Origin of the sequence: Kribbella sp. NPDC056861 (assembly GCF_040687575.1) — a bacterium.
GTDB lineage: Bacteria > Actinomycetota > Actinomycetes > Propionibacteriales > Kribbellaceae > Kribbella.
Genome location: NZ_JBFBNQ010000002.1, coordinates 1,347,299 through 1,367,896 on the forward strand (window position 1 = coordinate 1,347,299; position 20,598 = coordinate 1,367,896).

General features: G+C 68.6%; 18 protein-coding genes. 7 read left to right on the forward strand and 11 right to left on the reverse strand.

From position 1 onward, the window contains the following. Nucleotides 1–6 precede the first annotated feature (6 nt). Both AB0P21_RS13345 and AB0P21_RS13350 read left to right on the forward strand, forming a co-directional pair. Nucleotides 7–600, forward strand: coding sequence for a putative glycolipid-binding domain-containing protein (locus tag AB0P21_RS13345; RefSeq protein WP_363696337.1), 594 nt, complete (start codon nucleotides 7–9; stop codon nucleotides 598–600). Nucleotides 601–628: 28 nt separating this feature from the next. Next, nucleotides 629–1,654, forward strand: a complete 1,026-nt coding sequence (locus AB0P21_RS13350) for a S66 peptidase family protein (protein ID WP_363696339.1) — start codon at nucleotides 629–631, stop codon at nucleotides 1,652–1,654. Here the strand turns inward: AB0P21_RS13350 and AB0P21_RS13355 are convergent. The 3 genes from AB0P21_RS13355 to AB0P21_RS13365 are packed head-to-tail and all read right to left on the reverse strand — an operon-like array spanning nucleotide 1,644 to nucleotide 3,781. Then, nucleotides 1,644–2,054: a YciI family protein gene (locus AB0P21_RS13355; RefSeq protein WP_363696341.1), complete on the reverse strand. Its 411-nt coding sequence runs from the start codon at nucleotides 2,052–2,054 to the stop codon at nucleotides 1,644–1,646. The genes AB0P21_RS13350 and AB0P21_RS13355 overlap by 11 nt on opposite strands. A gap of 23 nt (nucleotides 2,055–2,077) precedes the next feature. Next, nucleotides 2,078–2,725 (reverse strand): hypothetical protein, encoded by a 648-nt coding sequence (locus AB0P21_RS13360; protein ID WP_363696342.1) that lies wholly within the window; start codon nucleotides 2,723–2,725, stop codon nucleotides 2,078–2,080. Nucleotides 2,726–2,758: 33 nt separating this feature from the next. Further along, nucleotides 2,759–3,781 (reverse strand): serine/threonine-protein kinase, encoded by a 1,023-nt coding sequence (locus AB0P21_RS13365; RefSeq protein WP_363696343.1) that lies wholly within the window; start codon nucleotides 3,779–3,781, stop codon nucleotides 2,759–2,761. A 245-nt stretch (nucleotides 3,782–4,026) separates the two neighbouring features. On the opposite strand from AB0P21_RS13365, the gene AB0P21_RS13370 reads away from it, so the two are divergent. Then, nucleotides 4,027–4,566, forward strand: a complete 540-nt coding sequence (locus AB0P21_RS13370) for an RNA polymerase sigma factor (protein ID WP_363696345.1) — start codon at nucleotides 4,027–4,029, stop codon at nucleotides 4,564–4,566. A gap of 77 nt (nucleotides 4,567–4,643) precedes the next feature. Here AB0P21_RS13370 and AB0P21_RS13375 read toward each other — a convergent pair whose 3' ends face one another. Next, the gene (locus AB0P21_RS13375; RefSeq protein ID WP_363696347.1) at nucleotides 4,644–6,056 is read right to left on the reverse strand and encodes a S28 family serine protease; all 1,413 of its coding nucleotides are present in this window, start codon (nucleotides 6,054–6,056) and stop codon (nucleotides 4,644–4,646) included. A gap of 95 nt (nucleotides 6,057–6,151) precedes the next feature. On the opposite strand from AB0P21_RS13375, the gene AB0P21_RS13380 reads away from it, so the two are divergent. Then, a complete protein-coding gene (locus AB0P21_RS13380) occupies nucleotides 6,152–6,313 on the forward strand; it encodes a hypothetical protein (protein ID WP_363696349.1) in 162 nt (53 codons plus the stop codon). A 13-nt stretch (nucleotides 6,314–6,326) separates the two neighbouring features. Here the strand turns inward: AB0P21_RS13380 and pepN are convergent, their stop codons facing one another. From pepN to AB0P21_RS13405, 5 genes are all read right to left on the reverse strand, one after another. Then, nucleotides 6,327–8,774: an aminopeptidase N gene (gene pepN, locus AB0P21_RS13385; RefSeq protein ID WP_363696351.1), complete on the reverse strand. Its 2,448-nt coding sequence runs from the start codon at nucleotides 8,772–8,774 to the stop codon at nucleotides 6,327–6,329. A 10-nt stretch (nucleotides 8,775–8,784) separates the two neighbouring features. Next, nucleotides 8,785–9,252: a YkvA family protein gene (locus AB0P21_RS13390; RefSeq protein WP_363696353.1), complete on the reverse strand. Its 468-nt coding sequence runs from the start codon at nucleotides 9,250–9,252 to the stop codon at nucleotides 8,785–8,787. Nucleotides 9,253–9,466: 214 nt separating this feature from the next. Continuing rightward, entirely contained in the window at nucleotides 9,467–9,700 is a 234-nt protein-coding gene (locus AB0P21_RS13395) for a hypothetical protein (protein WP_363696354.1), read from the reverse strand. 60 nt (nucleotides 9,701–9,760) lie between these two features. Then, entirely contained in the window at nucleotides 9,761–10,183 is a 423-nt protein-coding gene (locus tag AB0P21_RS13400) for a hypothetical protein (RefSeq protein ID WP_363696357.1), read from the reverse strand. Then, nucleotides 10,183–16,725, reverse strand: coding sequence for an RHS repeat-associated core domain-containing protein (locus AB0P21_RS13405; protein WP_363696359.1), 6,543 nt, complete (start codon nucleotides 16,723–16,725; stop codon nucleotides 10,183–10,185). Before AB0P21_RS13405 ends, AB0P21_RS13400 begins: the two co-directional genes overlap by 1 nt. Before the next feature lie 241 nt (nucleotides 16,726–16,966). On the opposite strand from AB0P21_RS13405, the gene AB0P21_RS13410 reads away from it, so the two are divergent. Beyond that, a complete protein-coding gene (locus tag AB0P21_RS13410) occupies nucleotides 16,967–17,434 on the forward strand; it encodes a hypothetical protein (protein ID WP_363696361.1) in 468 nt (155 codons plus the stop codon). 5 nt (nucleotides 17,435–17,439) lie between these two features. On the opposite strand, the gene AB0P21_RS13415 is transcribed toward AB0P21_RS13410, so the two are convergent. Further along, nucleotides 17,440–18,327 carry a LysR family transcriptional regulator gene (locus tag AB0P21_RS13415; RefSeq protein ID WP_363696362.1) on the reverse strand — a complete coding sequence of 296 codons (888 nt, stop codon included), beginning with the start codon at nucleotides 18,325–18,327 and terminating at the stop codon, nucleotides 17,440–17,442. Nucleotides 18,328–18,575: 248 nt separating this feature from the next. On the opposite strand from AB0P21_RS13415, the gene AB0P21_RS13420 reads away from it, so the two are divergent. Beyond that, nucleotides 18,576–19,325, forward strand: a complete 750-nt coding sequence (locus AB0P21_RS13420; protein WP_363696363.1) for a sulfite exporter TauE/SafE family protein — start codon at nucleotides 18,576–18,578, stop codon at nucleotides 19,323–19,325. Next, on the forward strand, nucleotides 19,322–19,651 hold the full coding sequence (locus AB0P21_RS13425; RefSeq protein WP_363696365.1) for a hypothetical protein: 330 nt from the start codon (nucleotides 19,322–19,324) through the stop codon (nucleotides 19,649–19,651). Before AB0P21_RS13420 ends, AB0P21_RS13425 begins: the two co-directional genes overlap by 4 nt. Here AB0P21_RS13425 and AB0P21_RS13430 read toward each other — a convergent pair. Beyond that, nucleotides 19,644–20,588 (reverse strand): trypsin-like peptidase domain-containing protein, encoded by a 945-nt coding sequence (locus AB0P21_RS13430; protein WP_363696367.1) that lies wholly within the window; start codon nucleotides 20,586–20,588, stop codon nucleotides 19,644–19,646. The genes AB0P21_RS13425 and AB0P21_RS13430 overlap by 8 nt on opposite strands. Nucleotides 20,589–20,598 lie beyond the last annotated feature (10 nt).

A 20,598-nucleotide genomic window follows, 5' to 3' on the forward strand; every position in this document is an offset into this window, starting at 1 on the left:
TGGCCGATGATGCTGCTGTGGAGCGGTGACGGGGCTTGGCGGGCCGAGTCGGCTGAAGTTGAGTTGGGTACGGATCGGCTGACTGCGAGGGGGACGCAGTTCGGGGCCGATCCGCTGCCTTATCGGGCGGATTACGAGCTTGAGACCGGTGCGGAGTGGGTGACCCGGCTGCTGCAGGTGACGGTCGTCGGGGATGGTTGGCGCCGGTCGCTTCGGCTGTGGTCGGACGAGGCCGGGCAGTGGCGATGCAGGACCTCGACCGACGGCGAGGTGGACCTGCCGCAGCCAGGTGGCGATCTCACCGCAGTAGCCGGTGCGCTGGATTGCGATCTGGCCTACTCGCCGTTGACCAACGTGATGCCGGTCCTCCGCCACGGCTTGCACCGGCAGCCGGGGACGGTCGACTTCATGACGGCCTGGGTGTCGCTCCCCGACCTCGCGGTGCATGCCTCGCCGCAGCGCTACCAGTCGGTCAGCTCCGACGAGTCAGGGGCCGTCGTGCGCTACATCAGTCTGGATAGCGACTTCGTGGCTGACCTCCAACTCGACACCGACGGCCTGGCCGTCGACTACCCCGGTATCGCAAAACGTGTCGGCTGATCGGCTGCCGCTCTTGTAGCTTGGCGCCATGTTGTTCTCGCGCAAGGTCGTGGCCGGAGATCGGGTTGCCGTCGTCTCGCCGTCGGGTGGGCTGGCAGAGATCTTTCCCGGGCCGTACGAGCTCGGGCTGGAGCGTCTTCGGGGGTTCGGGCTCGAGCCGGTCGAGTACCCGACCACGCGCAAGCTCGGCAGTACGCCGCAGGAGCGCGCCGCCGACCTGCACGCTGCCTGGAGCGATCCGTCGATCCGGGCGGTGATCGCATCGATCGGTGGCGAGGACCAGATCACGGTGCTCAAGCATCTCGATCCGGAGGTCTTCCGGGGCGACCCGAAGCCGTTCTTCGGGTACAGCGACAACACCAACCTGCTCAACTTCCTTTATTCGCTGGGGATTCCGGCCTATCACGGCGGCAGTGTGATGGTGCAGTTCGGGCGGGGTGGCGCGATGCATCCGGCCAGCGAGAAGTCGCTGCGGGCGGCGCTGTTCGAGTCGGGCGACTTCGAGTTGTCCGCTGACGACTGGACCGATCACGATCGCGACTGGGCCGATCTCAGCACTCTCGAGTCCGAGCCCGAGCTGTTTCCGGCGACTGGGTGGAGCTGGCACGGGTCGCAGGAGCCAGTGAGCGGCCGGCTCTGGGGTGGCTGCCTGGAGATCCTCGAGTGGCAGCTCGCCGCCAATCGGTGGATGCTGCCGGTCGAGGAGTACTCCGGGGTGCTGTTCCTGGAGACCTCCGAGGAGCTTCCGTCGGCGGACGACGTGTATCGGATGCTCCGCAACTTCGGCGAGCGCGGGCTGCTGGCACGCTTCGATGCCGTGCTCTGGGCGCGCCCGAAGTCGTGGTCGCTCGACCGTCACTCGACGCCGGAGGAGTCAGCTGCTTTTGTCGAGGCGCAGTACGCCGCCGCCCGCCGTGCGCTCGCGGAGTACCGGCCGAAGGCGTTGTTGGTCACCGGACTGGATATCGGGCACACCGATCCGCAGCTCGTGCTGCCGTACGGCGGGATCGCCACCGTGACGCCGGCGACTCAGAGCATCTCGGTCATTTACTGATGTCCGCGTCGGCGTCGACCGCGAGGGCACGGGCCTCCGGCGTGTAGGCGTCGCCGAAGTCGTCTGCCTCGAAGATCAGCCGGAGGTCGATGCCGAGCGAGTTGCCCATGTCGGCGTCCAGGCAGCGCGACGCCCACTCGATCGCCTCTTCCTTCGAGGCGACCTGGATCAGGCAGTAGCCGCCGATCAGTTCCTTCGTCTCCGCGAACGGGCCGTCGACGACCCGGCGCTTGCCGTCCTGCAGCTCGAGCCGGATCGCCCGGGAGCTCGGGTGCAGCCCGTCGCCGCCGAGCAGGACGCCCTTGGTCGCCATCTCGGCCATCACCGCGGTCATCGCGGTGATGCTTTCCTGGCTCGGCATTGCGCCGTTCTCGTACTCCTCGGACCCGCGAAACGTCATCAGGTAGCGCATAGCGCGCCAGGTTAGCGGATCTGGGTCCGGGTGAGAGCGGGGTTGGCGTTGGGGTAGCAGGTGACCGGCGACTTGATGGTGATGAACTTCCATTTGATGGTGGCCTGCAGGGTGAGGCCGGGGTTGTCGAAGCTGGTGCCCTGCAGCTTCGTCTCCACCACGCGATCGCGGGCGCCGGCTTTCAGGCGTACCGACAAGGTCGGCAGCTGGTACGCCGCTCCGCCGGGGAGCGGGCCGCCTACCCGGATCGTCACGACGCTGCCGTTGCGTTCGAGCGTCGGGGTGGAGCCGAGTCCTGAGCCACCGGTGAGGGTGGCGCTGACGAACGAGGTGTTCGGGGGCACGGGGATGCGGAGTTGGAGGTCGCGGACCTCTTTGAGTTTGAAGCCTTTGACCTCGGCCGGCAGGCTTCCCGGCTTCAAGTCGACCGCCACGGTGAAGCGCTGGCCGGAGCGCACGGTCGCGGGGGCCTTTGCGTCCACTCCTTGGCGGAGCTGGAAGGTCTGTTTGCCGAACTTGGTGTCAGCTCGGCACGCATAGCTCGCGGTCGGCCCGGCTGCCATCGCCGGCGGGACCGTGAGAGTCGGTGCTATCAGCAATAGACCGGCACCGACGAAGGATGACTTGCGCAACCACATCTTGATGCAGTGAGTAGTCATATGACTACCCTACGGAGTCGGGCCGTTGGTTGGCTAGCGGCCGACCAGGAACCAAGCGCCGGCGCCGGCCAGCAGAAAGAGGGCGGGTAGAGAGCCGAGGATCCAGCCGCGGCGGCTTCGGCGAGGGCGGGCCGGGGTGGCGGCCTGTGCGATCGTGGTGCGGATCTCGTCCTGGTCGCCGACGGTGGTGCGTTGGGAGGCGAGCAGCGGGGCTTCTTGTTCCAGGCGGTAGGCCTCGGCCTCGAGCCGTTCGGCGAGGGTGTCCGCGCGGTTCCAGCGATCGCCGACGCGGTAGGCGAGCGTCCGGGCGAGGATCTCGTCGATCTCGCCGACCGAGTCGTGCAGCAACGGCCGCAGGCTGGGCGGGTTGCTGTCGGGGTCGCGCGCGAGCACGTCGGTGATGGACGACGCGACGAACGGCGGCCGCCCGGTCATCAGCGCATAGGTCACCGCGCCGACGGCGTACACGTCGGCGCGCTCGTCGAAACCACCGTCACCTCGCCCCTGCTCCGGTGCCATGTACGACGGAGTACCGACCGCTTGGGTCAGGCCGGACGCCTCGGCTGCTCGTTTCGCCAGGCCGAGGTCGGCCAGCACGATTCGATGGGTGCCGCCGCCTGATTCGAGCCCCTGCGATGGCCGGAGCAGCAGGTTGGCGGGGGTGATGTCGCGGTGCACCACGCCCTCTTCGTGCAGCGCCGCGACCGCGCGGGCGATGTCGGCGCCCCACCAGAGAGCATCTGTCGGATCGAGCGGCCCGTGCGCCAGTACTTCGGCCAGCGAACCGCCGGGCACGAAGTCCATCACGAAGTACGGGCGGCCGTCGGGCAGTTCGCCGAGATCGAAGACGCGCACCACCCGGTCGCTGGCGATCCGGCGCATCAGCCGCGCCTCGGACAGGAACCGTTCGCGGACGTCCGCGCGGGACGCCCAGTTGTCGGCGAGCACCTTCACGGCCACGTCCACGTCGAGGTCGTCGTCGTACCCCCGCCAGACGGTCGCGAAAGCGCCCGCGCCGATCTTCGACTGCAGGCGATACCTTCCGATGACATCCATCGCCGCTATTGTCGAGCACGGCAGTGTCCCGTGTCGAAAGTGCCGTTAGCGATAGCGGCGTTCAGGTGCGTGCCTCGCGGTGGCGGAGGAGCGGCCTCGATGTCTTTCCATCGTGGCCGTTTCTCCGCTGCCGCGAGGTGCGTGCCTGGGCGCCGGTAGCGCAACGGCACTTTCGACACGGGACACTGGGATCAAGGCGAACACATAACGCCATCGCGACAGCGTTGTGCCGGACTTGGGAGAGCATGAACGAGGATCTGGAAGTGCTCGCGGCCCGTGCGGCGGGTGGCGACGAGAGCGTCATCCCCGAACTGCTGCAGGCGATCCGGCCGCAGGTGCTGCGCCGGGTGTCGAAGTTCCTGCCGTTCCGCGAGGATGCCGAAGAGGCCGCGCAGGACACATTGATGACGGTGGCAACCAAGATCCACACCTTCAAGGGCTCCGGCAGTTTCGCCGGCTGGCTGACGGTGGTCGCCACCAACTGCGCCCGGCAGACCTACCGCTCGCTGAAGCGCCGGGCCGTCGAGCAGTCCGCCGAGGTGCTGCCTGAGTCGGTCGACCCGAGGACCACATCGGTGATCGCCGGCTCCCGCCTCGACCTGCTGGAGGCGCTCGAGTCGCTCGAGGCCAACCATCCGCAGCTGGTTCAGCCGCTGGTACTGCGCGATCTCGGCGCGATGACGTACGCCGAGATCGCTGAGGAGTTGGCGGTGCCGCTCGGTACGGTGAAGGCACGGATCCACCAGGCCCGCAAGGCAGTGGCCGAGCACCTCACCGTTCGCTGACCCCAGGAGGAGTTCGCCCCGGGGCTCACCTGGCGCCGGTTAGTCCGGCGCTGGTTGGTCCGCTGACCTGGCGCCGGTTACCGCAGGCCGCCTTGTCGCAGGGCTCCCGGGTCGATGGTGGTGGTCTTCGTCTGGGCAACGGCCGGGTTGGCGGCGACGCCCATCCACTGCTGCAGGATCTGGGTCGCCTCGGTGCGCTGCGCCGTGGGCAGGGCGCCGATGCTCGATCCGTGGTTACCGCCCGGCACCGTGTACCAGTGCGAGTCCCTCGTACCGCGTCCCGGCTCGAACTTCTCCGCGCTCCACGGGTCGTTCTCGCCGTACACGAACAGCATCCGCTTGCCCGACGTCTTCAGCCACCGATCCACGTCGGCCATCGCGAACGGCTCGTGCCGCGGCTCGATCGAGTCCGGTACCGCGGCCGGAGCGTCGCCCGCCTCGCGGTAGTGCAGCAGACCCTTGAGCCAGGTCGTCTTGCTCGCCACGTCCGGCCAGTTCAGCTGCTGGGTCGCCTGGAAGTAGTACGGCAGGAAGCCCTCGGTGCCCTCGTCGGAGTAGAACGACCAACCGGCGATCTGGTCGATGAAGTCGAACAACTGCTGGTCTGTCGCCGCCGCGGTGCCCGGCACCTGCGGGCAGCTCGCCTGGGTGCTGTACTGCCAGAAGGCGAACGGTGTGTCCAACACGGCCGCTTCGAGCGCTCGGTCGGCGGACCCGAAGGTGCTGTCGTAGGTCAGCCCGTTGGCCGCGGCGTACTCCTTCAGCTTGGCCAGCATCGCGGGCCTGCGCAGCAACGTGTTCCGCTGCATGTTGCGCAGCGCGAGGTTGCAGGCCGGGTCGGTGCCGGCCTCTTGGATGAAGCTGATGTACGAGTCGCGGCGGTTGTCGACGTCTTGCGGCGCGACGTAGGCGACGGTCGCGTCGACGTCGTTCGGGTAGAACCTGCGGTGGTAGACCGAGGTCATGCCGCCCTTGCTGGCTCCGGTGTTCACCCACTTGCCGGAGTACAGGGCTTTCTTGAAGGCCTGGACGATCCGGTGCTGGTCGGTCGCGGCCTGCCAGATGTTGAGCTTGGACCAGTTCTGGCTGGCCGGCGTGGAGGCGTTGAAGAAGCGCTGCTCGACGTTCAACTGGTTGCCGTCGACCAGGCGGGTCGGCTCCGACGTGAACGCGCCGCCGACACCGCCGTAACCGGTGGTGTGCAGGACGGTCGGGCGGGCGAAGTCGCGGTGCCACAAGGTGACGCGCTGCTCGAACTTCTCGCCGCGGGGCTTCTTGTGGTCGGCCGGTTGGGTGTACTGCAAGACGAAGAACGGCTTGCCGGCGACGACGCTGCTGCTCTCGATCCGCAGGCCGGGGATCGTCTGCAGCTTCGCCGTCACCTCGGCGACCGGATCGGCGACCGGTACTGCGGGGGCGGCCACCGAGGTGGTGACCGCTGATCCCGCGACCAGCGCGGCAACCAAAGCAAGGCGAATGAACCGGCGCACGGGCGAACTCCTCAGTCGTGGGGGCGACACTCCTGACGAGGGTAGGCGGCGGCACCGACAAGCGCGAGACCTTGACAACCAGGTACCTTCGGCGCATGTGCAGAGCGGTGAAGTGCAAGAACTGCGGGAAAACCACCTGGGCCGGCTGCGGGCAGCACGTCGCGCAGGTCAAGCAGGGCGTGCCCGCGGACGAGTGGTGCGGCGGACACCCGAAGGACGAGAGCCCGGGGCTGCTCGCCCGCTTCTTCCGTCGCTGAGTGCTTTGGTCGGTCAGCCGAAGGTGCGGCGGGCGGCCAGTGCCCGGCGTAGGTCGTCGGCCTTGTCGGCGGTGCTCCGGCGGATGTTCGGGGCGACACTCTCGTCGGCGGCCAGCGCCTCGGCAAGGGCGACCACCCGCTCCTCCACCGCGTACTTCGGGAAGATCCGGCCGACCGTCATCGCGACCGCCATCCCCGACCGGATCTCGCCGGTGCGCGCGATCTCGGCGAAGAACCGCTCAACGTACGGCGCGGTCTGCTCGCCCTGACCCGCACCCCAGAACCCTTCGGCGCTCGCGAAGAGCTCGTCCACGCCCAGCGACGGATCGTTGATGATCCGCTGCCAGGCCGCTTCCCGGCCGTCCTCGGTGGCGGCCAGGCAGCGAGCCGCCTGTTTCGCACCCTCGGTCGACCGGTCCCGGGCGAGCTCAGCGTCCACCTCTGGCTTGCCGTAGGCGCCCAGGCGCACCAGACGTAGTACGAGGGACCAGCGGAAGTCCGTGTCCACCTGCAGGCCGTCCGGTACGTCGGTGCCGTCTAGCCAGCTCTGCAGCAGCTGGTTGTCGTCAGTGGTCGCGACTACCCCTCGGGCGATCGCCAGCTGGAGACTGCTGCCGGGCGGGGTGTTACTGAGCCGCGCGGTGAGCGCTGCAGCCACCTGACCGCGGTACGGCTCGTACGGGAGGCAGATGCCGAGCACCCGGTCGTCCAGCCAGCGCAGCAACGACCCGAGCGCAATGACGCTGTCCTCGTGCTCGATGGCCACCAGCAGGAACTCCAGCGCCTGCCGCGGATCGAGCTCCGCATCGGCGACGGCGTCCCGGATGCTGTTCCAGATCACCGCGCGAGTAGTGCTGTCAGCGATCTTCGGCAGTACTGCGGGGAGGTTGGCCAGGCTGGTCTCGTCGAGCCGGATCTTGGCCCAAGTGTCGTCGTCGGCGTCAGGCACGATCACGGCGATCGTCGGGTCGAGCTCCACCTCGACGACGTCGCGGTCCAGCAGCACCTGGACAGAGGCGACGCGGCCGCTGACGTCGTACCCGCCGATGCTGAGTTGGTGCGGGCGGTTGGCCGGGTGATCCGTCGGCGTCCTGCGGTGCAGCCTGATCCCGGTGCTGGTGCGCTCGGCGCTGATCGTGTCCAGGCCGGCCGTGCGCAACCACTGCTCGGACCAGTTCGGCAGGTCCTTGGCGCCGGCCTCGGTCAGGGTCGCGACGAACTCGTGCAGATCCGCGTTGCCGAACTCGTGGGCGTCGATGTGCGCGTTGACGCCGCGCAGGAAGGTCTCGTCCCCGAGGTACGCCGTGAGCTGCTTGAGCACCGCGGCGCCTTTGGCATAGGAGATTCCGTCGAAGTCGTCGAGCGAGGCGCGGGCGTCCTTCACCGCGTCGGCCGCGACCGGATGGGTCGAGGCGCGCTGGTCGGCCTGCATCCCCCACCACTTGCCCACGAAGGCGAAATCGGTCCAGTGCCCGTCGTGGTCGGTGGCATCGTGCGAGACCCGGTGGGCCATGTAGTCGGCGAACGACTCATTCAGCCACATGTCGTTCCACCAGCGCATCGTGACGGTGTCGCCGAACCACATGTGCGCCATCTCGTGCACCACCACCCGGGCCCTGGTACTCCGCTCCGCGTCGGTGACCGTCGAGCGGAAGACGAAGCTGTCGGCGAAGGTGACGCAGCCCGGGTTCTCCATCGCGCCGAGGTTGAAGTCGGGCACGAACACCTGGTGGTACTCGCCGAACGGGTACCGGTAGCCGAACAGCCGGTGGTACTCGTCGAAGGCCTGCGCGGTGACGGTGAAGAGGTCTTCCTGGTCTCGCTCCAGGGCGTCCTTGAGGGTCTGCCGGCAAGCGAGGCCGAGCGGGATGCCGTCGTGCTCGCCACGGATCAGGTGGTAGGGGCCGGCCACCAGCGTCACGAAGTACGTGGAGAGCGGTTTGTTCTCGGCGAGGCTCCAGCTGCCTGGCGCGGTCTTGGTGGCGGCGCCGTTGCCGAGCACGATCCACTCGTCGGGGCAGCTGACGGTGATCGTGTACGGCGCTTTGAGATCGGGCTGGTCGAAGCAGGCGAAGTACCGCGGCGCCGACTCCAGGGACGACATGCCGTACAGGTAGACCAAGCCGTCGGCCACGTCGACCGACCGCTGCAGCCCTTCGCCGTCGGCGGAGTACTTCATCAGCGCGTCGACGACCAGCTCGTTGTCTGCCGCGAGGCCGTCCAGCCAGAGCCGGCCGTCCTCGAGCCCTGCGATGTCGACGCTTCGGCCGTTGAGCGTGACTGTTGTGAGCTCTCGCGGCTTCACGTCCACGAAGGTGCGCTCCGCGGACGCGGCGAACCTGATCGTGCTGACCGCCCGGAACACCTCGTCCCCCACCGTCAGATCGAACGCGACCTGGTAGGAGTTGACCTCGATCGACGCAGCCCGGGTGCGGGCCTCTTCAGGGGTGAGAGCAGGCATGCTCTCGACCCTAACTGGGCGGGAGGCCGCGCCGCTCCCGCTCTTGACGCAGGTAGAGCCCCGCGGCCGTCGACACACTGGTGAACAGCCAGACGCCGACCCCGGCGTCGTCGGCGATCCCGATCAGCGGCAGCAGGTCCGGCAGGATGTCGATCGGCGAAATCAGATACACCAACGCCACCAGCCACAAGGCCTTCCGCCCGCCGCTGACCCCGGCGTACCCCTCGGTCTTGGCAGCCCGCAACAACCGCGGCAACGCCCGCGCCCGCTCGAACACGTCCCCGACCGGCACCGGCTCCCCGCGCTCCTTCTTCCGCTTCCACTTCGCCCGCCGGACCAGCCCGATCCCCGCGATCGCGGCGCCCAGCACCAGGAACGTCGCACCGATCCCGGCCGCCGGGATCCCGATCACGTCACCATCGCGAAACACCAGGGTCGCCAACCCCACCAACCCCAGCAGCCCGCCGAAGATCACCATCCACCAACCGTAACCGCCCGCCGGTGGCTACGGTCGGACCTCACCTGGTTTCCTTCCACTGCTCGAGGACCTGCCGCCAATCGGAGCCGCGCAGCCGGAGCACGCCGATGACGAGGACGGAGTACACCACCCAGATCACGCTCATCCCTAGCCCGACGCCTGCCCCGACCCAGAAGGCGTCTGTTTGGCCGGTGTCATCCGGTCGGCGTCCCGCTCAGTGCTTGCATTCCTGCGGTTGTTGCCCGCGGTGCGCCCAGATCACCAGCGCCACGAAGGCGACCAGGCCCACCAGGATGCCGATGCCCGCACCCATCAGCCACTCCCCGCCGATCCAGCCGGCCACGCCGCCGAGGATCGCGCCGCCGATCGCCAGCACGAACATGGCATCCATGCCCCGGCCACCCCAGCCCAGATCCCAGAACCTCTTCCGAAACGGCAGTCTTGTCATGAAGGCTCTCTCCCCCGGGATGCAGCGAGGCTCAAATCCCGATCACTTCTCCGAGCCGGGTCAGTAAGGCTGGTACTTCGTTGGGTGTTGCGGCAGCAGAGTGAGGAGCGGTGTCGTGGAGACAGACCAGATTTCGCTGTCCCACTCCACCGAGCGGAGCCAGGATCTGCCGAGGAACCGCGCCAGCCGAAGCGTGGCTCGTCCCTCCAGCACTGCTTGCGTCAAGGTTCGTAGCGCCGGTGCTTCCCGGTCCTCGATCTCCAGCGACTCGTACTCGTTCCGCGCGTCCGACAGGAAGCAGTCGGCCCCGCCTGCGCCCGGCACCAGCGTGATCCGAAGGCAGTCAACAGAGCCGTCCGGCTCAAGCCGCCAGGCGGGCCTGAGCCCGTCGACCTCGACCAACCGTGCCCGGCTGTCCGAGATCCAGGGCGCGGCGGCGGCGCGCAGGACATCGACCAACGCGCCGCCTGTGCCTTCGGTCATCAGAAGTCGATGCCTCTCATCAAGTGGTAGTGAACGTGCAGCTTGCGCTTCTTGCCGCGGAACTTGAAGCCACGCTTGGAGCCGAAGCGAAGCGAGAACATGTTCCGTCCGTTCTTGGCCGAACCGCGCCAGGTCCAGCCGAGGCGCACCCGGTCGTTCCTGTTGAACCTACCAACCTTGTGCCGTCCGAAGAGCTTGCTGCCGATCCCGAAACGCTTCGACTTGATCGCAACCTTCCCGATCAGACTGGTGTAGCGGGTGACCCCGAAGGATGCGGCGCCGAGCGCGTGCCCTGCGGCTTTGCCCCACTCGCCCTTGTAGGCGTAGTACCCGGCCCAACCGATGTTGGCTGCTGTGCCGATGAAGCCGGGCATGTAGGTGGCAGCTTGTGCTGCTCGCTTCAGCCACTTCTTGAAACCGAACCGACCATCCAGATCCAGGCTGTTCACTGGATCCGTCGGGTAGGTGTAGGCGTTGGGGTTTCCTCCCTCGACCGGGTCCACCGAGGTGAACAGGCCGGTGGCCGGGTTGTACAGCCGGACGCCCATCAAGGTGAGGCCGGCGCCGGAGGTGGCTCGTTGTTTGGCGCCTAGCCAGCCGTAGTTGACGGTGCCGGTCATGGCGGTGTTGGTGGTGGCCGCGTTGCCGTATTCGTCGTACGCGTTCCAGGCGGTGATGTTGGTGGCCGGGGCTGCCGCCGTGGGGAGGTCGATGGTGGTGACGACGTCGCCGTGGGGGTTGGCGAGGGTCAGGTCGGCGGCGCCGTTCTGGTCGACGGTGAGGCTGAGGTCGCCGCCGATCAGTTCGGCGTACCTCGTGGAGGTGGTGCCTTGGGTTACCCAGGTGGGGTTGTCGGAGGTGTCGGCGTAGTGGCGGGTGGTGGGGGTGGCGCCGGTGACCGACTCGGTGGAGCGGCGGTCGAGGGCGTCCAGGGTGTACGTCGTGGTGGTGGCGCCTTGGGTGATCGATCGGGCCAGGTCGTTGTCGTAGTAGGACAACGTGATGTTGCCGTCGGCCGGGCGCGGGGCGTCGGTGGACGGGAGGGTGGTGGTGCGGCCCAGGGCGTCGTAGACGTAGGTGCCGGTTCCGTTGGCTCCCGTGACCGGGCGGTCGGCGGTGTCGAAGGTGCGGGTTACAGCTGAGGCGCCGGTGGTGGTGCAGGAGCCGTCGGTCGCTGGGGCCGCTGTTGACTTGGTGAGGCGGTTGTCGTTGCGGTCGAAGCCGTAGGTGCGGGTTACGCAGCCGGGGGTTTCGGTGGGGTCGGTGACGTCTACGCCGGTGGCGGTGGCGGTGTGGTCCTCGACCTTGGTGAGGCGGCCTGCGTTGTCGTAGGCGTACGAGCGGTCGTAGCCGATGGCGCCGGTCGGTACGTCGGTTGAGGCGTTGGTGAAGGCGGAGCCGTCGGGGGTCCACTCGTGGGTGATGCGGCCGTTCACGTCGTTGTCGACGGACCAGGACAGCCAGGGGCCGTTCGGGTCGACGGTGGTTGAGCCGTCCTCTTCCACGGAGGTGACCTGGCCGGTGTAGCGCAGGCCGATCGGTTCGCCGACGTTGTCGAGGTCGTTGTACTGCGTGATGCCACCAGGCAGCTTCTGCATCGTCATCGAGCCGTCGGCGTCGTAGGCGCCTGTCGATGACCAGGTGGAGCCTGCGGTGGTCACCTCGACCTTGGTGGCGACACCGCGGCGTTCGGCCTTGCCGGCTGCGTCGGTGCCGTCGTACGTGTAGCGGGTCGAGCCGTTCGCATCGGTGACTGTTGCGACCGAGCCGGCCGCGTCGTACACCGTGGTGGTCGCCTGCTCCCCCGACGGCTGGTACGTCGTCTGACGGCCCCACGTGTCATAGCCCGTGGTGACGTTGGTGGTGCTGTTGTCCGCGGCAGTCGCGGTGACGGCCGTCGCCTGGCCGGTGGCCGGGTCGTAGGTGGTCGACTTCGCCGTGTTCGGGGTGGAGCCGGCCAGGCCGGTCACCACGGTCTTGGACGACGAGGTACGGCCGTCGAGCAGGTACGTCGTGGTGGTCGTGCGGGCCACCGAACCGGAGGTCTCCACCACCGTCTTCGGCGCGAGCAACCAGGTGAAGTTGCTGGTCGTTGTCGAGGGCAACGAAGGTCCGGAGCTCGGCGCGGCGGCCGGGTAGGTCTTGCAGACCACGCCGGCCCACTGCGGCTTTCCACCGCATTCGGCGAACGACGCATTGGCGGCGGTCGTGTAGTAGACCGTTTTCGTCGTACCGGCGTCAGCGCCGTTCGAGCCCGGTTGACGGGTCTCGATCGCGCGGCCTTCGGCGTCGTACCGGGTGAGCTTGACGATGTCGCCGGTGCTGATCGTGCCGTCGAGGTCGACGTCGGTGACCGATTTGCCGACCTGGCCGAGGGCCCAGCCGTCCGCGTCGCCGGCCACCGGGGCGGCGTACGACGTGAGCGACTGCGCGGTCATCTCCAGGTCCTCGCCCGTGCCTGGGTCGTTGGCCCACGAGGTTTCCTTGGTGGGCAGGCGATAAGGCAGCGTGGTGTCCGGGTTGATGCCGTTGTTCGGGGCGAGTTCGTCGTAGGTCGTGTGCGAGTGGGCTCGGGTCCAGCGGACCGTGCCGTCCTTCAGGGCGGCGAAGCGGGCCGGGCCGTAGGTGTCGGTGACCAGAGTGCCGTCCGGAGTGACAACGGTGGCGTCGGGAAGGTTCTTGTTGTAGACGGTGAGGTTGGCGAGCTGGTCGACCGAGGCGCCGGACGGCATCGAGCCGTCGATCACGGCGCGGAGGGCGCGTTCGTCCAGGGTCCGGACGACGTTGCCCTGTTCGTTGTAGTCGGTCGACGTGTACTGCCAGTCGCCGGCGCCGTACTTCGCGGTGTTGACCGTGTAGCCAGAGGCGTCGGTGTACTGCAGGTCGGCGTACTGCCAGTCGTCGGCGGTCGGCGTGCCGCTCACCGGGTGGTCCGGGCCGAAGACCGCGAAACCGTTGGTGGGCGTGGCTTTCTGGTTCCAGCGGGCGACCGAGGTGGCCGACAGGTCCGGCAGGCCGTCGCCGGACAGCGGTACGTCGTACACGAACTTGGACAGCGTCGCGGTACCACCGGTCGGGTCGCCGGCCGGGCGGTCGCGCTTGACCGTGTCGAGCTTCTCCTGCTGGTCGACCGTGACGTAGTTCAGCTGGATCGGGAGCTGACCGGCGGGCTTGACCGAGGTCAGGTGGTTCGCGGTGTTGTAGGTGTACTCCGTGCTCAGGTTCGAGCGGGGATCGGTGACCTTGGCCAGGCGCTGCTCGGAGTCGTAGTAGTAGTTCGCGACCCGGGTGGAGTCCATCGCCGCGCCGCCGGCCTTGTCCGGGTTGTAGATGTCCAGCCAGGCTTCGCTCATCCGGACCCGGGTGGCGCCGATGGTGATGTAGACGAAGCGCAGTGCGCGGCAGCCCGGGTTCAGGGCGCCGGTCGCGGGGCAGGTCACGCCCGGCGGGGCCGGGGCGAGGATCCGGGTGACCCGGCCGGCCGCGTCGTACGAGTAGGTCGTCTTGGACGCGATGCCCGGCTCGGCGATTCCCGCGGGCCGGAAGGTCGTGTTGGTCGTGGCGGTCGGTGCGGCGGCAGCGGTCCAGGTGGTGACGGTGCCGTCGTCCTCGGTCAGCGAGAGGATCGGCGCGGTGGCGGTTCCGGTGACGGTGAGCTTCGAGCCGTCCAGCTCGGTCTCCTCGTCGGCCGGGATCCAGGTGCCGGTGGCCAGCGCTGCCGTCGTACGGCGGAGTCCGTTCGGCGACTCGAAGATCAAACCGGTGCCGTCGCCGTCGAGCAGCGCGATCGTGCCGTCGACCCGGGTCGAGTCGACCACGTTGGTCCCCGCGGCGCCGGCGTCGGCGCCGTCGAAGTTGGCGACCCAGCCAGGTCCGAAGACCTTCGTCATCGCGTCGCCCTCACCGGCGTAGGTGGAGTGCGAACGCGAGATCGACAGGTCGCCGGTGTACCCCGGGACCGAGATGTCGGAGGCGTCGGCGTTGAACTCGCCGGTCCACAAGGCGACCTGGCCAGGTCCGGCCTCGGCGGTCGGGAAACCGTTGCCGAAGGCATGCGGTACGCGCTGGATCGTGGTGTCCGGCGTCTGCGACCAGGTGCACTGGCTGGAGGACGCGTAGGTGATGCAGACCTGGACGTCGAGCTTGACCGGGACGCGGTCGTTCAGCGTGGTCGGCTGGACGCCTTCGGTGTCCGGGTCGGAGTCGACGTTGGCGTCGATCTTGGCCCGGTTGGTGTCCCACAGGCCGGCCACGGTGACGCCGGCATCACCGTTGTCGGTGACCGTCAGCACGGTGTCGTTGTCGACGTTCCAGCCGACCGTGTCGTGCTGACTTCCCTTCGCATAACCGGACAGCCGCCAGCGAATCTTGGCCGTCGGTACTGCGGACTGCCCCTTCGGCGGTCCGGCAGCAGCGATCTTGATCGAGCCGGTGGTGGTGATCCTCGGGGTCGCCGTCGGGGCCGAGAGGGAGGAACCGCCCCAGCCGAAGCTGTACGCCGAAGTACTCGAGATTCGCCCGGCCGGGGTCTCGGCCTGGGCGCTGATCCGATGCAGACCGGGGACGTTCTTCGGGATCGTCACAGTCGTCTTGGCGACGGCCGGGTCGCTGGACGGGGTGATCTTCACCTGGCCGGCTGCGGCGCCCGGGAAGTTCGAGGCCACCGGCTTACCGTCGACCGTGATCCGGAGATAGCCGGGAGCCGAGTAGCTGGTGCCTGTCGCAGTGACCGTGCAGACGATGTCGGCGGCCGGGTCGTTGTCCTGCCAGGAGTTGATGACGTACGGCGAGGGGCACGAGATCACCGGAGCCGCAGCGGGCGTCGCGCCGATCAGGACCTTGGTGAAGCCGGACCAGGCGCCGTCGCGGCGACCGTCATTGGCCTTCACCCGGACAAAGATCGCGGTGTTCTCTGGCAGGTTGGTGGCCGGCTTGCAGCCTCCCGTGGTGCCGGACGCGTAGGTCGCGCTGGTACAGGTCGCCTTCAGGGTGCTCGCCGAGACGGCGGTCGAGGTGTGGAACTCAGCGACGTACTTCACCGTGTTGCCGTCGGCATCGGTCGCCTTGGTGGTCACCCACGGGTTCAGGTATGGCGAGTAGAGCTCGCTGGTGCCGTTCAGCGGCGCGTAGGAGACTGCCGAGGAGAAGGTTGGGTTAGCCGGCTGGGCGGGCGGACGGTTCCAAGTGATCGTGACGTACGGGTCGGCCGTGCCGGAGAAGGAGTAGAACCGCTTCCAGCCGTTGACGTCCGTCTCGTTGGCCGCGGTGAGGGCCAGTCCGCCGGTCGGGTACGACGCGGTCGACCAGGCCTGCGCGAGACCGGTCATCGGGATCGAGATCCGGCCGCCGGGGCAACCGGTGAAGCCCTTCGCTGCGCTGACGCTGCCGTAGACCGCGCCGAGGGTCGGCTGCGCGGTCCATCGGGTCGCGGTGGTGGCAGGCGTTGCCGAGCGCACCTGTACTGCGGTCGCGGTGCACGACACAGCGCCGTACTGCCACAGCGACATCGAGGCCGAGACGATGTCCTTGCCGGCGAAGGTCGAGGTCGCGAAGTTCATGTACGAGCGGGCCGTCGCCGTACCGGTCTTGCCGACTCGCAAGTCCACCGCGTCGGACTGGTCGGTGGTGATGCCGGACTGCACCCAGGTGTCGAAGGTCGACTTCAGGGTGCCGGTCACGTACGTCGGGTCGACCGTCACCGGGAAGACGCGCGCCGGGTCGAGGAACCACTTGGCGTCGGGGGTGATGACGAGGGTCGCCTTGCCGCGGGACACCTGCTCGACCGTCACCTTCACGATCGTCTTGTTGGCCGGCTCACCGTTGGCCGCGGTGACCGAGTCCCACATGTAGCCGACCGGGATCTTCGAGTGGACCACGTTCTTGGCGTCGACGAACTCGATGGTGCCGTCGGCCAGCGAACGCGGCGTCAGACCCTTTGTCCGCAAGGGGATCCGCCAGACCGGGGCGGCCGCGGGGCGCTGCTTGACGATGAAGTCGTTCTCGAAACCGTTGCGGCGGGCATCGAGTACGAGGTCGACGCCCGGTTGCACGTCGGCGTACGTGGCCTTGGTGCCGTTGAGGGTCGGCTCGGGGAGTTTCCACGGGGAGATCCACTCGACCTGCCGGCCGGTGCCGGACGATGCCGAAGCGAAGACCTGACCGGTGGCTGCGTTGCGCTTGCCCAAGCGCACGGCGTGCTGGTGGCCGCGGGGAGCGACCGTGCCGTCGGCGGCCTTCTGCAGGGTCAGGTCGATCGCCTGCCAGCTGCCCTTGGCGGTCTTGAACCGGATCGGTACCGCGTGGGCGTCCGTCGTCATGGTCCCGTCAGGGTTCGACCACGTCGTGGACGTCTCGGTCCGCAGCGACTCGACCTCGACCCGGGAGCCCTGGGACCGCGCGGTCACCGCCGCCGAGATCACATCGGGGCGCGAGGCAACCTTCTGCGCGACCGGCTGGGGATCCTCCGACGGCGCTGCCTCCGCGGTCTGATGGGTCTCGAGGGCGGTGGCCAGCAGTGCCAGCGAGACAACCGCGGCGACCACCCTCGGGAATTTCTGGATCCGGGCACGCTGAGATCGATCAAGCACAAACATGGCACTCCCCGTTGAGAGCCGGCCTAGGGCGGCTGCGGCGAGGGACATTCGCCGAGCGGGCCAGCGCTCACCACATCGACGCCATCCGGCGCGCCGTTACGCGATCTGCAACAAGCTGCAAACGAGATCCAGCTCTCTTGACAGGTGATGAGCAGGAGAGGTCGCAAGCGGACTGGTTACGGTGGCAAGCGTGCAGAGCTTTGTGGTGGACAGGGACGGCTGGGAGCACGCCGAGATGGTCGAGGCCTGCCGGGCGGTGCTGAGCGCTGCGCAGGGAACCGCAGCGGAGTACCGGGTCGATGTTCCTGCCGTCGAGGCCGACTGGCCGCCGGAGGTTCTGGCGGCTGCGGAGGTTCTGCGAGCAGCCGCGGGTCAGACCGGCCGGGTCGACAAGGGCGGGTACGCGCGGACCGGGCGACTGCCGGTGGCTGCCGACGAGACCTGGGCCGCGTTTCTGGTTTTCGCGCCTTGGGCCTACGACGCCACGGTCTGGAACGACAGGGGGCAGCCGACCGTGTCTCTGGCGGATGAGAGCCAGTCGATCGTCGTACACCTGGAGATGTCGCAGGTGGAGCATTTTGCCCGGGCTGTCAGGCCGGCGCGGCTGGTGACGGAAACGGCCTGGCGCAAGCTGGTGAAGGAACGCCGTAGGCGATAGCCGGGTCAGGTGTGGGCGGCCAGGCGGATGTGGTTGGCGAGGGCTTTGACGGCTGGGGTGATTCGGGGGGAGGCGTAGCAGAGGAGGTGGGAGCGGGTGGCCCAGGGGTCGGTGAGGCGGGTGATGTCGAGGGATGGGTTGCCGTCGACCGAGCGGAGTGGGGCGATCGCCAGGCCTACGCCGGCGGTGGCGAGGGTGATGAGGGTGTGGAGTGTCGGGACGAGGGTGCGGTAGCGCGGGGCGGGGGCGTGCGGGCCGAGGCGGCGGTCCATCCAGGTGCGGAGGGTGGAGCCGAGGTCCAGGCCGATCATGGGGTGTTCGGCGACTTCGGCGTACGGCATGGTGTGGCGGCCGGCGAGTAGGCCGCCTGATTGGCCGATGACGACCAGGGAGTCGTCGACCAGGGGTTCGGTGCGGAGGGTGGTGGCGATGGTTTCGTCGTCGTCCAGGACGATGCCCAGGTCTGCTTTGCCGTCGGCGAGGAGGCGGAGTGACTGCGGGGTGCGTTGCTCGGAGACCGTGACGTCGTGTTCGGGGTACTCGCGCAGGAAGGACGCCAGCGCGGCCGGGACGACTCGGTGCATGGCGGAGCCGCCGGAGACCAGGATGAGCGGTCGGGAGCGGGCTGCGGTGTAGCTGGCGACCGCGCTGTCGAGACGCGAGGTCTGCGCCAGTACTTCGCGCGCGTGGCGGGCCAGCGTCGTACCGGCCGGGGTTGGGCGCACTCCCCTGCGTTCGCGGATCAGGAGCGGTACGCCGACCTGGGCTTCGAGGGCTCTGACCCGCGCGCTGGCTGAAGGCAGACTCAGGTGCATCTGGGCGGCACCGGCCGTGATCGAGCCTTGGTCCACCACGTGGACAAAGAGCCGCAGGTCATCCAGGTCGTAACGCACAGCCACCAGCCTACGCCTGGAGCAGAGGCTGACTGCGGCAAATACGCATTGTGCTCCTTACCCGGCTCCCGGATGCTCTAAGTGTCCCGTCAGCGAAGTAGCTTGAACGATGGAGGTGTCCAGGTGCGTGCATCGTGGTGCTTGAGGAGCGTCCTCGATGCGGAGCATCGTGGATGCTCGTCAAGTGCCGCGAGGTGCGTGCCTGGGCGCCTCCAGCGTCAAGCTACTTCGCTGACGGGACACTAGGAGTGACCACGCTGCTGATCGTCCTGCTCGCGGGGATCGCGGCCGGTGCGCTCAACTCCGTCGGAGGGGGTGGCAGCTTCGTCGCGTTCCCCGCGCTGGTGGCGGTCGGCGTCACCGCGGTCACCGCCAACGCCGCGACGACGGTCGCCCTGCTGCCGGGCGGGCTGGCCAGCCTCTGGGTCTATCGCCGCGATCTCCGGCCGCTGCCGAACACGTCGATCCCAGTGCTGACCTGGACCAGCGTCCTCGGCGGCGCGCTGGGTGCGGTCCTGTTGCTGCTGTTGCCGTCCGAGTCGTTCGACGCGGTGGTGCCGTGGCTGCTCGCCTTCGCCACCTTCGTGCTCGCCTTCGGCCGCCGGATCGCCAAATCCCTCAAAACGCGGATCGCCGCCCGGCCGACGATCCTGGCCGGCCAACTGCTGCTCTCCCTCTACGGCGGGTATTTCGGCGGCGCCTCCGGGCTGATGATGGTCGCGTTCTGGAGCGTCGCCGCGAGTGTCGACCCGGGCCGGCTCAACCCGCTGCGGCAGGCCCAGATGGCGGCCATCTACATCACCGCCGGCGCCGTCTTCCTGGTCGCCTCGGACGTCCTGACCGAGTGGCCGAAGCTGCTGGTGATGCTCACCGGCGCGATCATCGGCGGGTACGGCGGCGCCTCGATCGGCCGCAGGCTTTCCACCTCCGTACTCCGCGCGATCGTGGTGACGTCGGCGGCCGCGATGACGGTCGGCTATTTCGTGGTCACCTCATGATCACCGCCGACTCGCTGGCCCGGCTGACGATCGCCTGGGAAGCGTGCCAGCTGGCCGAGGCCGCGCGAACGGCTGTGACGATCGAGGGCGATCCCGAGGAGCTGCTGGCGCGAGCGCACGAAGTACTGGCTGCCGCTGAGCGGTATGCCGCGACTGTGCATGCCTTCACATGTCAGCAGACGACTGCACAACCGGTCAGCTGGTTGTTGCCGGAGGCACCGGAAGAAGCGGCGGCGGATCTGGACGAGTGGGTGCTCCGGCACCAGGACGGTGAGGACTTCAGCCCGGCGCCGATCTCGCGCCGGCTGGGTGACGCCGTCAGTTGATGATGCCTTTGACGATCGTCGTCATCCGGTCGACCGGGATCGCGAAGCCGATGCCGATGCTGCCGGAGCGCGACGACGAGCCGAGGGTGGCGATCGCGGTGTTGACGCCGACCACCTGACCGGCCGCGTTCACCAGTGGGCCGCCGGAGTTGCCGGGGTTGATGGCGGCGTCGGTCTGGATCGCGGTCTGGCGGTTGCCGTTGTCGCCGAACCGGGCCTGCCGGTCGACGGCGCTGACGATGCCCGCCGTCACCGTTCCCTCCAGGCCGAGCGGGGAGCCGACCGCCAGGACCGGGTCGCCCACGTGGAGCTGCGAGGACCGGCCGAGCGTGAGCGCACGCAGTCCCTCGACATTGCCGCTGACCTGAAGGACAGCGAGGTCGTTGTCCGCGTCGACCCCGACGATGCTGGCGGCAACGGACCGCCCGTTGGACAGGACCAGTGACACATTGCTCGCTCCTTCCACCACGTGTGCGTTGGTGACCACGTGCCCCTGCTGGTCGATCGCGAACCCGGAGCCGGTCGCCCGGCCGGCCCGGACCGACACCACGCCGGGCAACACACTCGCCGCGGCGGCCGCGATCGAGCCTTGCTCGGCACCGGCCGACGGAGCCGGGGCCTGAGGCAACTCGACCGGCGCGCTCACCGAGGACGGCGAGTCGCCCCAGTTGCCCGTGACCGCGCCGGCGAGGCCGCCGGCCAGCACGGACAGTGCGATCCCCGTGGCGAGGATCCGGCCGGTACGGCGTACTGGGGGTGAGGCCGTCACCCCGGCCGGTGGTACCTCGGCCGGAGAGGGGGGAGCCGACCAGGCGGTGGCCGGGGTGACGGTGAACGGGTCGCCTTGCGGCGGGCCGCTGGGTGCGGGCGGCGCGGTGGGTGGTGGGCCGGGCTGGTAGTGCGGCCCGCGGAAGGGGTGACCGAGATGAGGGCTCACTTGAAGGCTC

Bases quoted from the DNA above. Each gene is read 5' to 3' on its own strand.
- AB0P21_RS13345 (WP_363696337.1), top strand. From the start codon at position 7: ATGATGCTGCTGTGGAGCGGTGACGGGGCTTGGCGGGCCGAGTCGGCT.
- AB0P21_RS13390 (WP_363696353.1), bottom strand. From the start codon at position 9,252: ATGGTGATCTTCGGCGGGCTGCTGGGGTTGGTGGGGTTGGCGACCCTG.
- pepN (WP_363696351.1), bottom strand. From the start codon at position 8,774: ATGCCTGCTCTCACCCCTGAAGAGGCCCGCACCCGGGCTGCGTCGATC.
- AB0P21_RS13395 (WP_363696354.1), bottom strand. From the start codon at position 9,700: ATGACAAGACTGCCGTTTCGGAAGAGGTTCTGGGATCTGGGCTGGGGT.
- AB0P21_RS13350 (WP_363696339.1), top strand. From the start codon at position 629: ATGTTGTTCTCGCGCAAGGTCGTGGCCGGAGATCGGGTTGCCGTCGTC.
- AB0P21_RS13425 (WP_363696365.1), top strand. From the start codon at position 19,322: ATGATCACCGCCGACTCGCTGGCCCGGCTGACGATCGCCTGGGAAGCG.
- AB0P21_RS13365 (WP_363696343.1), bottom strand. From the start codon at position 3,781: ATGGATGTCATCGGAAGGTATCGCCTGCAGTCGAAGATCGGCGCGGGC.
- AB0P21_RS13400 (WP_363696357.1), bottom strand. From the start codon at position 10,183: ATGACCGAAGGCACAGGCGGCGCGTTGGTCGATGTCCTGCGCGCCGCC.
- AB0P21_RS13360 (WP_363696342.1), bottom strand. From the start codon at position 2,725: ATGACTACTCACTGCATCAAGATGTGGTTGCGCAAGTCATCCTTCGTC.
- AB0P21_RS13370 (WP_363696345.1), top strand. From the start codon at position 4,027: ATGAACGAGGATCTGGAAGTGCTCGCGGCCCGTGCGGCGGGTGGCGAC.
- AB0P21_RS13380 (WP_363696349.1), top strand. From the start codon at position 6,152: ATGTGCAGAGCGGTGAAGTGCAAGAACTGCGGGAAAACCACCTGGGCC.
- AB0P21_RS13355 (WP_363696341.1), bottom strand. From the start codon at position 2,054: ATGACGTTTCGCGGGTCCGAGGAGTACGAGAACGGCGCAATGCCGAGC.